Source organism: Longicatena sp. 210702-DFI.1.196 (genome assembly GCF_020563125.1).
GTDB classification, from domain to species: Bacteria; Bacillota_I; Bacilli_A; order Erysipelotrichales; family Erysipelotrichaceae; genus Longicatena; species Longicatena caecimuris.
Genome location: NZ_JAJCPX010000006.1, coordinates 67,090 through 82,046, shown reverse-complemented (window position 1 = coordinate 82,046; position 14,957 = coordinate 67,090). Strand labels below are relative to the sequence as shown.

12 protein-coding genes are annotated in these 14,957 nt (G+C 36.2%); 6 read left to right on the top strand and 6 right to left on the bottom strand.

Features of this window, described 5'->3' with window-relative positions; translation table 11 throughout:
* The first annotated feature begins 290 nt into the window (after window positions 1–290).
* The 3 genes from LI241_RS04550 to LI241_RS04540 all read left to right on the top strand — a co-directional run bounded on the left by LI241_RS04550 (window position 291) and on the right by LI241_RS04540 (window position 3,089).
* Window positions 291–680: a DUF6323 family protein gene (locus tag LI241_RS04550; protein WP_008688793.1), complete on the top strand. Its 390-nt coding sequence runs from the start codon at window positions 291–293 to the stop codon at window positions 678–680.
* Entirely contained in the window at window positions 677–1,942 is a 1,266-nt protein-coding gene (locus LI241_RS04545) for a DUF6179 domain-containing protein (RefSeq protein WP_008688794.1), read from the top strand. The genes LI241_RS04550 and LI241_RS04545 overlap by 4 nt, the downstream gene beginning before the upstream one ends.
* Before the next feature lie 88 nt (window positions 1,943–2,030).
* Window positions 2,031–3,089: a lysylphosphatidylglycerol synthase transmembrane domain-containing protein gene (locus tag LI241_RS04540; protein WP_008688795.1), complete on the top strand. Its 1,059-nt coding sequence runs from the start codon at window positions 2,031–2,033 to the stop codon at window positions 3,087–3,089.
* A 168-nt stretch (window positions 3,090–3,257) separates the two neighbouring features.
* Here the strand turns inward: LI241_RS04540 and LI241_RS04535 are convergent, their stop codons facing one another.
* Window positions 3,258–4,529: a serine dehydratase subunit alpha family protein gene (locus tag LI241_RS04535; protein ID WP_008688796.1), complete on the bottom strand. Its 1,272-nt coding sequence runs from the start codon at window positions 4,527–4,529 to the stop codon at window positions 3,258–3,260.
* A gap of 108 nt (window positions 4,530–4,637) precedes the next feature.
* On the opposite strand from LI241_RS04535, the gene LI241_RS04530 reads away from it, so the two are divergent.
* Window positions 4,638–5,525: a LysR family transcriptional regulator gene (locus LI241_RS04530; RefSeq protein WP_008688797.1), complete on the top strand. Its 888-nt coding sequence runs from the start codon at window positions 4,638–4,640 to the stop codon at window positions 5,523–5,525.
* A gap of 68 nt (window positions 5,526–5,593) precedes the next feature.
* Here LI241_RS04530 and LI241_RS04525 read toward each other — a convergent pair whose 3' ends face one another.
* Entirely contained in the window at window positions 5,594–6,484 is an 891-nt protein-coding gene (locus LI241_RS04525; protein WP_213540244.1) for an alpha/beta hydrolase, read from the bottom strand.
* A 189-nt stretch (window positions 6,485–6,673) separates the two neighbouring features.
* On the opposite strand from LI241_RS04525, the gene LI241_RS04520 reads away from it, so the two are divergent.
* Window positions 6,674–7,339: a phosphatase PAP2 family protein gene (locus LI241_RS04520; protein WP_017144636.1), complete on the top strand. Its 666-nt coding sequence runs from the start codon at window positions 6,674–6,676 to the stop codon at window positions 7,337–7,339.
* A 279-nt stretch (window positions 7,340–7,618) separates the two neighbouring features.
* Here the strand turns inward: LI241_RS04520 and LI241_RS04515 are convergent, their stop codons facing one another.
* Window positions 7,619–10,108: a GGDEF domain-containing protein gene (locus tag LI241_RS04515; RefSeq protein WP_008688800.1), complete on the bottom strand. Its 2,490-nt coding sequence runs from the start codon at window positions 10,106–10,108 to the stop codon at window positions 7,619–7,621.
* A gap of 332 nt (window positions 10,109–10,440) precedes the next feature.
* On the bottom strand, window positions 10,441–11,304 hold the full coding sequence (locus LI241_RS04510) for a YitT family protein (RefSeq protein ID WP_008688802.1): 864 nt from the start codon (window positions 11,302–11,304) through the stop codon (window positions 10,441–10,443).
* 210 nt (window positions 11,305–11,514) lie between these two features.
* On the opposite strand from LI241_RS04510, the gene LI241_RS04505 reads away from it, so the two are divergent.
* Complete coding sequence (locus tag LI241_RS04505) at window positions 11,515–13,188, top strand: asparagine synthetase B (RefSeq protein ID WP_008688803.1); 1,674 nt, start codon at window positions 11,515–11,517, stop codon at window positions 13,186–13,188.
* Between the two features lie 128 nt (window positions 13,189–13,316).
* Here the strand turns inward: LI241_RS04505 and LI241_RS04500 are convergent, their stop codons facing one another.
* A complete protein-coding gene (locus LI241_RS04500) occupies window positions 13,317–14,405 on the bottom strand; it encodes a DNA recombination protein RmuC (protein ID WP_008688805.1) in 1,089 nt (362 codons plus the stop codon).
* A gap of 68 nt (window positions 14,406–14,473) precedes the next feature.
* Window positions 14,474–14,890 (bottom strand): competence protein ComK, encoded by a 417-nt coding sequence (locus LI241_RS04495; RefSeq protein WP_008688807.1) that lies wholly within the window; start codon window positions 14,888–14,890, stop codon window positions 14,474–14,476.
* Window positions 14,891–14,957 lie beyond the last annotated feature (67 nt).

Sequence of the window (14,957 nt, the reverse complement as noted above, 5' to 3'; positions counted from 1 at the left end):
GCAAAACATCGGTGTATTTACCGATGTTTTTTTTGTATGTACTTCTATCATACGTTCGTATGATTAAATACTGTATTGAGACTTGTTTATGCCCTTTCTTCAATCCCTGTATCTGCTCTTTTCATCCCGATAAAATAAAAAAATGATGTTTCAACACCATCGACATATAGTTTAAAGATTTTTTTCTCTTATTTGTATTCATATAATACCATAAATTCATCATTTTTTCAAGACTATACCTCGCTTCCTATTTGTGATAAAACTCTTTACATGAAAGGAAGTGATCATCAATGCATACGACATCTCAAGCTTTATCCGTCAATCAAACGCTCAATCAACAACTTCAATCTTATGGATACCATCTGCGTGCAGAAGATATGACAGCCTTAAAACAAAGTGTGCAGCATGCTTGTAGCGCTTTTGACTTGGTAGAGAGTGACTATCACATCTTATATGAGCTGATAAAAGCGCTGGCTGCCTCCCCTTATGCAGATGCAACACGATATTTACCCATGCTTCATGATGCCATATTTTCCTATTATCAATTACGCTCTTTGTTTTCCTGGCAAGTGAATGATGCCACCATACTGCATACCCTGCTTACCTTTCATATGCAATATGGAACATTTGATAAAGTCCTTATAAAACGGTGCTGCAAACAGCTAAAAATACGAAAATGAGCTCTAACATACAAACACAAAAAAAGAGTAGCGACCAGCAACAAGAGCGTCTGGAGTTACTTAAACATTTGATTCAGCTTTATACACACCATAACAGTAGCTGTGTTCCTCGTCACGTAGCAAACGATATGCTTATCAGCATTACTTATATAGCCCATCATGCCACAGATGATGCATCTTTAAAAAAACGTTATGTTCATGGTTTACAACAGTTAGAGCTTTTATGCCATGCTTGCAAACACCGCTTAGCAAAAGTCCAGCTCTATGCCGAATGGTACCCAAATGAACGTCTGCGTTATCTCCTTACCGATTTTTTTCCAACCTATCTCAAACGTTTATCATCGCCTTATGCTCCTTTGTTGTATGCTTTTGAAAAAGAAGATATCGATTATCCATTGCTAGATGGTTTGCCTTTGGAGCATGCAATGTATCATTTACAGGGAATTGATTTAATTTCTCATTATCTGGAACAACTATCTTATGAAGTAGCCTTTCTGAAACCTTTTTATCAAGAACTTCCGATGATTTATAAGCTTTATCAAATGCAGCGACACGTTTCTTTGTTTGAACTAAATCAGAATCTGGTGGAAGTCTTATTGCCTCAAGTATTGTTACATGTATACCTGAAACAATCTTATGGAGTTCAGCTGGATGCTGCTGCTCTTGATGCTTTTAATAAAAGGTTATCCATAATGCGACCACAGGAGCTTTTGCAACAAATGTATCTAAGCTTACAGCCATATCTTGACGAGGATGTATATGTGTATGTGTATGCCTATTTTCCTATTCTAAATCAACGACTGCAAAACGATATGGAAAACCATGCAGAACTTTTTATTTTTGAGGATAACACGCCAAAACAATATACCTTACAAGTAATGACCGCTTGTTTAAATAGTGAATTCACACACCATCAAGAAGTCTTATCTGCTATGACATCGACTACTGAAAAAATACATTATTTTCGAACGCATTTGCATAATTTCCAAGATATGATCGAGATTTGGGATAGTTATATCTTTTCTTTGGAAGAATTAACGGTATTATTTCAATCGTATACTCCTATGGATTTCGCCATCTTCTTGCGCCATCATTATGCTGAGCAATTTGTCTTTACCGCTTGGGTAACACTTGATGAACTTTTACTGTTGCCAGCAAGTGCAGATTGGGAAGAAGCTTTACATATGGTCCTATCAACATTGTCGAAAAAACAACAGCATATTCTTGAACAATGGATGAATTCTATCAAATTACAATACTGAACAATTGCCTGTTATTGTCTAAAGAATCGTTATATTACTAGCTCTTATTATGAAAAAGGTGTATCCTAATGAAAAAAGAGGAAGTACTATGAAGAAACATCAGCAAGTTATAAAAATTCTGATCTTGACTCTATTTGTCATCAGCATGTTGTATCTTACTTTAAAAGATGATTTGCAAGATATTTTACAATTACTGCAAAACCTCGATTTCTACCATTCACTCTTACTGATCACGGTAAGTTTTATTACTTGCATATTAGGCGGTGTCATCATTGGTATGTTAGGACATAAAGCACAAGATGATTATCGTTTATACAATGGCATTTCTAATGGTCTTGTTTCTTTGTTTCTGATGAATGTCAGTGCCTCTGCGTTTGCTAAAGCAGCACAAATGGTCATGTTCAAGATGAAAAAACTTAAAGCAGATGTTGCTTGCTCTATCTTGGTCATGGATCAGCTGCTTTATCAGATATCTTATTTATTACTTGCTGCATTCGCCATCGCTATCAATTATGATTTTTTGGTGAATCAGTTTATGAAAGAAATCCCCTTTGCCTTTATCGGTTTTCTGATTGGTTTTATACCGCTCATAGCTGTATCGCTGCTTTTCTTTTGGCCCTTTTTGCAGCATCTTCTCATACAGATATTGCTCTGGTTTATGAAAAAGCTAAACCTTCATGTTACGACTGCTTCAATCGAAATAAAACTGGAACAATTTTGCAAATCTTTACAAGCAGTGAATATTTTATATGTACAAGATCGAAAACTGCTATTGCGCATCCATCTAGTAAATACATTACGTTTAATACTACGCCATTCGCTGCCTATCTTAATCGCAATTGCCTTGCATATAGAAGTCAGTCTATATGATATCCCCTTGTTTTTCAGTGCCTCTTTCTTTGTCGATCTCATTTTATCTTCCTTGCCAATCTACGGCAAACACGGTGTAGCAGAAACAACATTTGCACTCATCTTTACTCCTATCGTTGGTAAAGTCAATGCAGCTGCTATGATGTTGTTATGGCGAGTTATCACCTTTTATACCAACACCATTCTGTGTGGTATTTATACGATAGTCACTCCCGATATTAATATTCAGGAACTAAAAGCGCAAAAAGCCATAACAAAAGAATCAGATAAAAGATAAGTTATAGAAAAGAAAAGTCTCTATAATATAAGTACCCTGCTGGCTTTAATCCGTGTTCCTTATTTTTAAAAGACTTTTCCTTTATGAAATCTTTAGCACATAGAAAATAATATATGTATCTCATATACCACCGTGCTTATGATCGTCTGATGTAGTATGTAATATGCCCTATGATATGGATTGAATCATTAAACGGATAATTTCATCATCGCATTCTTTCATGCCATCGCGTGCTAGTTGACCGATGCCTTCCATGGTTTTTTCGATAGAGTCACCCACAATGCCCTCTCCGCGATAAAATTGTTTTCCTTCTTTATACATTGCATACCCTAGGATTCCGGCATCTACTGCTGAAGCTATCTTCGCAGCACAGCTTGGTTTAGCTCCATCACAAAGCATTCCACTCGTAATTGCCAAAGCATTTACGATCGTATGACAAATATGCTCATAATCACCACCAAGTAAATATGTAATACCAGCTCCAGCACCAGCTCCGGCACTGACAGCACCGCAATAAGCCGATAAACGCCCAATAAATTGTTTTTGATAAAGCGTTGTCAGATTACTTATGATCAAGGCACGCATCAATTGTTCATGTGAGCTATGCAATTCCTTAGCATAAACCAAAACAGGTAAAGAAGCAGTCATCCCCTGATTTCCACTCCCTGAATTGATGATGACCGGAAGTTCACAGCCACTCATACGCGCATCACTGCCAGCTGCCGCCATTGCTCTAGCTTTAACCTCTACCGCAGTTCCATATGTATGTAATAATACATTTCCAATACCTGCCCCATAATTTCCCCGCAAACCTTCATTGGCAATAGCTTCATTATACGCAATTTGACGTTCTAAGATTTCTTCTACATCTTTAACATCAACAGACATTGCGAAATCATAGATTTGTTTCATCTGTAAAGAATAACCGGTTTCTTGTTGCAGTTCATCTTCTTTTTGATAAATAATTGCTTCATCATGTTTGATGAGAACAACATTCGCATGTGTATTACGTATATGTACAAGTGCATGATGTTTCTCGCTAAATACCTTTACAATAAGTTCCAAAGCACAGCCACTCTGGATACGATGAAGCTGCATATCTACAGTATCCAGAAATTTTTCCATTTTTTGAATATCCTCTGTTTTGACCTTAGAAATTACCTGTAATTTTTTATCTGGATCTCCGGCGCAAATACCGATGGCTGCTGCCGCTAAGATGCCCTTTCGTCCATTGGTATTTGGTACTGTTACACTTTTAACATTTTTGATGATATTGCCACTTGCATATATTTCAACATGTTTCACATCTTCCTGTAAAGTTTTTTGGGCAAGTGCTGCCGCATAAGCGATTGCTATTGGCTCTGTACATCCCATGGCCGGTACCAATTCTGTTTTTAGAATATTAATATATTTCTGATACATACTGTCTTCTTTTCGCATATCCCTACTCCTTGTTGACTTTCCTATATACTTAGTATATCATGTCTTTACATATAGTAATAATTTATATATTTTATACTTCAATTAAATATTTTTTATGGAGGACATATGGATTTCAAGCATCTTAAGACCTTTGTAACAGCCGCACAATTAGAAAGCTTTTCCAAAGCAGCGCAAGCCCTAGGCTACACACAAGCAGCGATAACAATTCAGATACAACAACTGGAAGAAGAATTGCAAACCCATTTATTTGAACGTTTTCCTCGTCACGTATCTTTAACGGCCCAAGGAGAATTATTTCTGCTCCATGCCAATGAAATCTTGCAAGCAAAAGATGCTGCCTGCAACGCCATGAAAACGCAAACACAGCTCACCGGAACATTACGTATAGGAATGATAGAGAGTATTTGTTCTTCCATATTTCCTGTCATCTGTAAATTGTTTCATGAACGCTATCCCGGTGTTTCCTTACGTATTGAAACAGCTTCGATCGATCAATTACTGGATTATATGAATCATAATCAGGTTGATTTGGTATATTTAATGGATCAACAGCTGCAAGATGGGGCATGGATCAAAGTTTTAGAATATCCATCTGATGTTTTATTTGTTGCCCGTTACGATCATCCCTTATGTCAAAAGAAAACAATAACCTTAGCTGATATCTTATCAGAAAAATTAATGCTTACGGAACAAGATGCCAGTTATCGCTATGCTTTGCAGCAACAGGCTGCCCGAATGGGACTAACCGTAAAACCATTTTTAGAAATCGGCAATACTGCCTTTCTTGTAGATATGGTAAAACAAGGCCTCGCAATCTCCTTTCTTCCCCGCTTTAGTGTAGAAGAGGAATTACAGAAAGGTGTTTTAAAAATACTGACGCCACACGATTATCATCTTCAGGTATGGCAACAGGTGTTTTATCATCGTAATAAGTGGCTAACATCACAGATGCAGGCAATGATTCAAACAATAGAAGAAGTAATTAAAAATTAAAAGCTTTTTATGAGTTACTTGGATGATGCAAGTTAAAGACAAGTAAGCCCTCATAAAAAGCTTTTATGCTATGGAAGAAATTGAATCTTATTTAAAAATGATACTACCTCTTCCCAATAAAGATGTGGTTCTAATAAAGAACTATTGGCATGTCTTCCCTTTGGTAAACGTACAACATGATGCAAAGTAGGACAACTTTTTGCTAATTGTTCCATCATCGTAATGGGAATAAAATTATCACGTTCGCCATGCAGAAACAGCATAGGAACCTTTGCCTGTGCCACATGATCCATAGGACATGCCTGTTTTAATGTATAACCGGCTTTTGCTCTTAAACATAAAGATAAACAAAAAAGCGGTATACAAGGCGGTACGTGAGGCAACATTTTTCTTAATTGATGGGTTAACTGTTCGCGTAAAGAAGTAAAACCACAATCTTCGATGATGACTTTAACACATCCATTGGTTTCATCAGCACACATCATGACACTGGCAGCTCCCATACTTACACCATATAAAGCAATATCGGTAGCGTGATATTGCTGTGTTAAGTATTTGCACCATGCGTGAATATCTAAATGATCCAATGCTCCAAAACCAATGACAGTTCCTTCACTTTTCCCATGCCCACGCAAATCAATCAATAACACGGAACATCCCATACCGTAAAAGCGTTTCGCTGCCGGTATAAGATCTTTTTTGCACCCCATATACCCATGCACCAAAACGACCCATTTTGTTTTGTGGTTTCTGATGATTGTTCCTTGTAACGTTAAATCATCATGACTTTTGATTTGTACATCAATATGTGAAACTTCTTGCTCAAACCATAGATCTTCTGGTTTCTTTTTCCTATGTGAAGCATTTTGGATAATATCAGATTTATCACTCTTTGCATCAAATGCTCGCTGGAAAAAATATCTACCTAAACAATAGGCAGCTACCAACAATATCATCATTATGCCACATCCGATCCACAACCAAAGCATTTCATACATTCCTTTCTTATATTCTCTATGAAATATTTTAACATGAATTGACAAATTGAAAAACAAAATCGTAAAAACAAATGACCTATGATCTATTTTAGTGTATTGTAATCTTAGATAAATTTTTATATAATAAACACATTACGAAGGAGGTATTTCATGATGCGATCCATCAAAAGTTGGCTACATGATCATCCTTATTCCTATGCCCTTTTTTATTTTATTCCATATCTGATAATCTTTGAACTCTTAGAAACTTTTGTCGTTCCGAAATATTATATTCACTGTTTTATCGATGATATGATTCCTTTTCATGAAAGCTTCGTCATTCCTTATTTTACCTGGTTTCCTTTATTAGCAATATCGCTTTGTTATTTTCTTTTTCATTCACGAAAAGAATTTCTTGAGCTTTGTTTTATGATGTTTACCGGTATGAGCATTTGTCTGTTTATTTATATGATTTTACCCAATGGATTAGATTTACGTGTAAATATCACACATACAAATTGGTTAGCAGACATCGCACGATTACTACAACAAATAGATACACCGACCAATGTTTGTCCTTCCATCCATGTCGCAAGCACGATAGCAATCTGTTTTGTCGTCTGTCGCAGCCATCTGTTTCAGCATCCTTTTCTTGTGAAAAGTGCTTGCCTTATAATAAGCGTATTCATTTGTATTTCTACCATGGTATTAAAACAACATAGTTTTATTGATGTTATCTTAGGCTTCGCCTTAAGCAGTTTATTATACTATGTCACCTATCATACAAATTGGCAAAAATACTTTATGAAAACCCCCTTACGCATCCTATTCTCATAGATAAGAACAACAATCGAAAACGATCAATTTTTCGACCTCTTACATCATCGTACGTAAAAACGTATACGACGGTTGAATTCATACAAAACTATGCTTTCATTGCTACTGGTCTAGTAACGATACTCGATCTCTTTTCTTCAAGGTTTTATTAACGTCCCTACAGTGGTCTTTTCACCACCTAATTCTATCCCATGTGTGTCACATGATAAAAAAGATTTCACCATCAATGAAATCTTTTCTTTTTAATCTTCTTCCATAGCATAAACTCAGCAATCTAATTTATGATTTTATGAAATATGCATTTCTTCCGGCTGCTTTCACCTCATATAAAACCTTATCTGCTTTTTGATACAGAATGTTATAATCACAAACATCCTTCGTCATAACAAAGCCCATACTCAAGGTGATATTGGGCAGTCCTTCGATTGTCGTCTGCAGAGCTTTTTGTAATCTTGCACAACCATTCACTACCGCTTTTTCATCTTGTGGTGCCATCAGGAAAACAGCAAATTCATCGCCACCTAATCTTCCTATCAATGCCTTTTCCCCAAATGCTTTCTGCATGACATCTGCGCAATGGATCAATACTTGATCTCCTATGAAATGGCCAAATTCATCATTGACCTCTTTAAAATAATCAATATCTAAAACACCAAACGCATACATGCCTTTATCACGCACTAATTCCAATTGTATTTTCTTTTTAAAAGCAGCTGTATTATAAACAGAAGTCAGCGCATCCATCATACTCTTTTTTTCCAGATTTTCACGTTCTGTTTTTTCTTCTTGAATATCAACAGCACGACCGATGGCATACACCGGTCTATCCATGTCATAAACCACCTTCATTACGACATGAAACCAACGCACTTCCTTGTTGGCTAACTGTATCAAAACTTCACGATCCGTGTCTTTCATTTCCATAATGCATTGGAATAAAGAAGATTCATCCTTTTTCTTGTCTGATGAAATATCTTTTGCGTAATTCTCAATTTCATTTGTTTCAGCTAAGAAATTATGCTTATCCCCTAGCTTTAAAATATCTTTTTCATAGTCATATTCAAAAATTATCTCTTGTGTGATCTTGCTTAGCATCCGATAGCGATTGTTTTCTACTTCAATCTGGCGTTTCATTTTCAATTGGCGATGATAAAAATAACTGAAAACAGCAACAATACAAATGATGATCAACAGCGTTATCACCATACTTTCAATAATATGCTGCTGAATATAATCCCGCAAAGTAAAGGTCGCTTTATCTAGTGAATGCTGATATATATAGGTATTAATATCTTCTTCTTTCAAATTGCGTATGCATTTATTCAAAATACCGACTAGCATATGATCATTTCCATCCACTACACCAAAGCTATAATTTAACATATCTCCTTTTACATCGGCAACACTGATCATAGAACGATATCCCAGCTGATTCATATAGTAGCTGATGGCATAAGAAGAATCAATCATATAATCTGCTTCCCCATCATGAACAGCTTTTAAACAGTCTTGTGTAGAGTTCGCATAGATAACATTGTGTGGATCAATGCGGCTTTTTAAGATTGAAGATAATTCTTTGCGTATCGCCAATTTTTTATTGTCTAAAGCATTTAAATCTGTATTCTTTTGTAAAACAATCTGCAATGGTGCCTTTAAATACGCGTTCGTCACGCTCATCGTGTTTATATAGTTTAAGGAATAATCATAATTGATTGAGGCCAAGATATCAATTTCATGATGCAACATACGTTCTTCATATTCATGATAGTTGTCTACAAACTCATATGAGAACTGCAACCCGGTTTCTTCCTTGATGTCTTCTAGTATATCAATCGCCGTTCCCGTTGCCTTATTACCTTTAACATATTGAACAGGAGCTTGATTGCTCATAATCATCACATGAAACGTTTTTGCCTTTTTAATGTAATCCTTTTCCTGCTGCGTCAGAATAACATGATCCAGTTTTTCCTCAAAATATTTCGTATAGAGCGTTTGCTTTAACGTTGGGTTTATTTCATTTAGCTCTTCCATTCCTTTATTTAAATCATGGACAATCTTTGTTTTCCCCTTGGCTACTGCAAAATACATAGGGTCCGGTGAAAAACGTGCAATAACCCGAAAATCACTGGCTAAGGCGATATCCACACTTAATAAAGCATCTGCTTCCCCTTTCTTTACAGCTTCCATCTGCGCAGTACCGTTATTATAATACTTATAGTTCACTTTTAGGCCATTGGTTTTTACATATTCTTTTAATTGGCCATTTCTAATTTCTGCCTTTTTCTGTAAAGCAATGGTAATCTCTTTGCCATTTGCTAGCGTATAGGAATCTAGCCAGTCATTATCTTTATTCACAGCTAATACATTATAAGCGTAGCCATAACTTTCGGTCGGATAATCATACAGCTTTGCAAGTTCATCACTACGACGCATACTGCCAAGCATATCAATTTCACCCTTGTTTAATTTATCTAGCAATTCTGATATTTGTGTGTCTACATCATCGCTTTTACTTTCAATAAATTCATATTCCCATCCGGTATATTGAGAAAGTTCTTTTAAGTAATCATACATATAGCCTGTATAATTTCCTTTTTCATCTTTCATACTTAAGCCTTCTTGAATAGGAAAGCCTATTTTAATTATCTTAGTACTCGCATGTTGCGTTTTTTGATTATTTGCTTGTAAGGCACCATGAAAATTGCCAATTCCCAGAAGGTATAAAAAGATAACAGCCATCATACTGACAATGTAATGTTTTTTCTTCATAGCAACCTCACTTTATCTAGTGTCTTCATGTTCTTATATTATAATACATATTTATTAATAACAGAAGTCTTTTTATATTTTAAATCACATTTACATCACAATTCATAAAATAAGTCCTTTCTTTTAGGCTTTCTTACTTGCTTTAAGGAACTTTTTACACTATGAAACAGATAACAATATCCTCTGCTGCTTTTCTACATGTCACGAGTAAGTTAACACATGAAGCGAAGATATCGCGTTTGGAAATCGAAATACTACAAAGTGCTTATGATAAATAACGAAAAAAGAATTCCAAGTTGGCATAAAGACCATAATCTTGAAATTCTTTGTTTTTATTCAATTGGTGTCTGATAGAATTTTCCTTCGACGTATTCTGTTTTTGTTACATTGACAAAACTGGTACGATCAATTTCACGAATACGATTTACCAAACCCTTTACCTCCATACTATCAACGACAGTATATAGCATCGTACGCGGTTGTCCATAGTATGTACCGATTCCTTCAAAACGTGTCACGCCATGATGCGTGGTGTTCTGAATTTCCTCAATAACGATATCCGGATCACTGGTTACGATAAAAACGGTCATTTTTTTATAACGCTTGTGTACCGTATTTATAATCTGCGTTGAGCAGAATTGGAATATGATGGAATATAGTGCTTTATCCCATCCAAATAAATACCCTGCAACAATCAGCATCACAGCATTCATACCCAGGATATAATTCCATGCTGGCTGATGCGTTTTTTGTGATATCCACATTGCAATAAAATCCGTTCCCCCACTGCTGGCATTACCACGAAGCGCAATTCCTAATGCTACTCCCTGTAAAATTCCACCAAATATCGTAATAAGCAAAATATCCTCCGTGATATTCGTCGTTGGTAAAATTTCAACGAATACACCGGTAAGGATAATCATGACACATGAATAAAACGTGAACTTTTTCCCAACGGTTTTATAGCCAATATAGGCGGGTATAGCATTCAAGGTGAAATTGACAAGGGAATATGATACGCTGATGCCTGCATATTTTTCAAAGCTTCGCTGTATCAAAACAGTCAAGCCGGTAAAGCCACCTGGAAATAATCCTCCTGCGCTGATGAATGTATTAATATTAACAGCACAAAGTAATGAACCGATGATCACACAGCCAATCGTGACCAAATCTTTATATTTTGTTTGTATACTCATATAAACTCCTGCTCCCTACTCTTTACCACGCTTATTATACTATCTTTTTACATGGATGCAAGACTTTGTCGAAATGATAATTTTTACTCTTCCCATCATCGAAAATTCTTACATTTGCGTTATCTTTTTTGTTATGCTTTCATGCAATTACAAACATTTCATACTACTTTTTGAGAAAATGACATACACTAAGATGAAAGGAAGGATATCATGAAAACTTATGTCATGAAGATACAGCAACATACGCATAGTGATGCGGCTAAACTCATCTTATATCAAAATAAAGCTTATGAAGTAATCGTTCAAGGAGAAATATATAATGCGCAAAGTATCTATCAATTATTAAAGGAAGCCTATCCTTTGCAGGAGCGTCTGGAAGATATTGTCTTTTTTGCTTATCAACGTTGGGGCGAAGATGCCATGTTGGAATTAGAAGGAGCCTATTCCTTTGTTATCAGTAGTGGCAAAGATGTTTTTGCCGCAAAAGACCCCTTAGGATTATCTCCGTTATTTTATAGTAAGACAAACGATACCATCTGGCTATCCAATCGTATAGATGCTTTGCTAGAAGCCAGTCAACAACCGCGTATCTTGAATAGTCACGGTATTTTAGAGCTATTTTCCTTTGGTCCGAGCTTATCAATGGATAAAACATTATTTGCCAATGTTGCTTCATTGCCCATGGGTTCATTTTTACGCATCCATAATGGGGATATCAAAGTTAAGACATACTATAAGCTACCCACCATCGAGCATCATGATGATATGGAAACGACTACGTTAAAAGTGCATGATCTCTTATGTCATTCTATACAACAACAAATGCATCATTGTAAGGCATCTTTTTTATCTGGTGGTTTAGATAGTAGTATTATTACAGCTGTTTGTGCAAAAGAGAAAGAATGGCATACGTATTCTTTGGATTATGAAGGAAATGCAAAAAATTTTAAAAGCAACATGTATCAGGTTTCCATGGACAACACCTTTATCAATCAAATGCTAGAACGCTATCCTTGTACACATCATTGGCTGATGCTCAAACAACAAACATTAGCAGATACCCTAGAAGAAAGTATGTTAGCCAGAAATCATCCTGGCATGGCGGATGTGGATGCTTCATTGCTTTGGCTGTGTCAGCAGGTTGCCCAAAAGGAAGCTGTCATTCTAAGCGGAGAATGCAGTGATGAAATTTTTGGCGGTTATCCTTGGTTTTATCGTGATGAATTAAAAGATTTGCCAACCTTTCCTTGGTTACGTTCTACCCCACAGCGCATAGAACTGTTAAAGGATGATATAAAACAATTGGGTTATGAGGCTTATATACAACAACAATATGAAGATAGTATTCGTGATATCCGATATCTGGATACTGACAGTGAAGATGATCGACGTGCTCGTCGCCACACACAACTTTGTTTAAAATGGTTCATGCAGACTCTTGTCACACGTCAAGTATGCGAAGGTGATCGTGCCAACTTAACGATTCGTGCTCCTTTTGCAAATGTCGCCTTGCTTGAATACGTATATAATATCCCTTGGCAGATGAAATTCTATCATGGGCAGGAAAAAGGCATCTTGCGAAAAGCCTTTGCAAATGAATTACCTGAAGAAGTATGTTGGCGCAAAAAGAATCCTTTCCCGAAAACACATAATCCGCAATATGCTGATATTGTCGCAAAGATGCTGATGGAACGTTATAAAGACTCTACTTCTGCTTTACATGAGCTTTTAGACGATGCGCATCTAAAAGAATTGATAGCTACGAAAGGGGCTTCTTTTCAACTGCCATGGTATGGACAATTAATGAGTGGTCCACAATTACTTGCCTATCTTTATCAGATTGATTGCTGGATCCGTGATTACAACATTAAGATTGAAAAGTAAACATGCATGATTGTAATTGTGATATTATGAGTTGTGCTTCATCATAACGCAGAAAAAAAGGAGATTGAAATGCTATGCTTCATAAATAGCTTTCAATCTTCTTTATCATGATATAGATAAAAGTGTATTTACGCTGTATCCTTTTTTGTTAACTCTACTGCCTGTATTTCTTGAAAACGCATATGCAACTTATTTGCTGTGATAGACAACAAGCGCATATCCTGATAACACTTATCAAAATCACTTTGCACATTCTGATAACGCTTTGCAAAACGTTCAAACTCCATCTCTAATTTCTGTAGTTCTTTTTGCATTTGTGCCAGATTCTCATTGCGTTCGACACCTAAATAAATTGCTTTGATTGCCGTGATGTATGCCATCAGTGTGGTAGGAGATACCATATACACCTTTTCCTGATAAGAATAGTTCACAACCTCATCACATTGTGCATATAAATACGCAAAAACAGCTTCAGCAGGAAGAAACAAATACGCAAAATCCGCCGTTTCTTGTGGCAAAATATATTTTTGTGCAATTGCTTTAATGTGTTTTTTCACATCATTGACAAATATAGTATGATACTTCTGCTGTTCTTCCTTCGTCTGTGCTGCCATGATACGATTGTAGTTTTCTAAAGGAAATTTTGAATCAATACAAATCATGTGCAGTGGTTCTTTGCCAAACAAAACAGCATCTGCAATTGCTCCATTGCTTAATTTATACTGTTTTGCATAGCGTGATGTATTCACTCCCATTGCTGTTTCAAGCAATGAATATAGTTCTATTTCACCAAAAATACCACGTGTCTTTTTATCCGTTAAAACACGTTGAATATCGTTGATTGATAACGATAGCTCTTTTAAATTTCGCTGCCCTTCATCCAGCTTCCCCATCTGTTCCATCACCTGCGAAAATACTTTACTTGTATTCTCATAGCCATGTTGCACCGTCGTATTCACATGCTTTTCCATAACATACAAATGTTCGCTAGTTGCCTCCTTCCATTGGGCAAGCTCTCTTTGCATGGATAACTGAAGACGTTGCATTTGTTGCTGCATCGATTGTTGCATCTGAAACAGTGCTTCTTGCTGATGCTTTTCATTTTCCATTAGCACTTCTTTAACACGCAAAGTTTCTTTCGGTGATTGGCGAAAGAGAAAAAAAGCGATACATAAGATCAAAAAAGCACCTAATAAGATACCAAATAAGATTTCCATATTCATCATCCTTTTTTTACGTCTTTTATTATAACAGATATCAGCGTATTTGCGCATGGAAGATGTGTTCACTCATGAGCACGAAGATACATCCGCAATTGCTCACATCGTCGCATTTGTCTTTGTATTGTCCGATAGGCAATCGCTAGTTCTATTTCATCCTTACTGCGAAAAATCACCTGTGTCCTTTTCCCTTTTGCATGATAAGATACTACCTCATTGGCGTGAATCCAGATACAGTCATCCCGCGTAGCGGAAACAGTCGGAAACCAGAGGGTTTCCTTTTTCTCTGACACTAAAATGGGAACCTTTTGGTGAATCTGTAAAATTTTTTTCGCGGCTATTGTACGTCCTTGCAGCGTACTGCCATAAAACAGACAAGCTTCCTCTAGCAAAGATAACACAGGTTTTTTTACAATACAGTACTTCCCATGTTCCTTTAATAACACTGTCATTTCTTTTTTTTGATACATTGCTAACAGCATGTTTTCCCTCCTTTTAACTTATAACATAACATAGCTTTCAAAAGGAATTGGGAAATTATAAATTCTT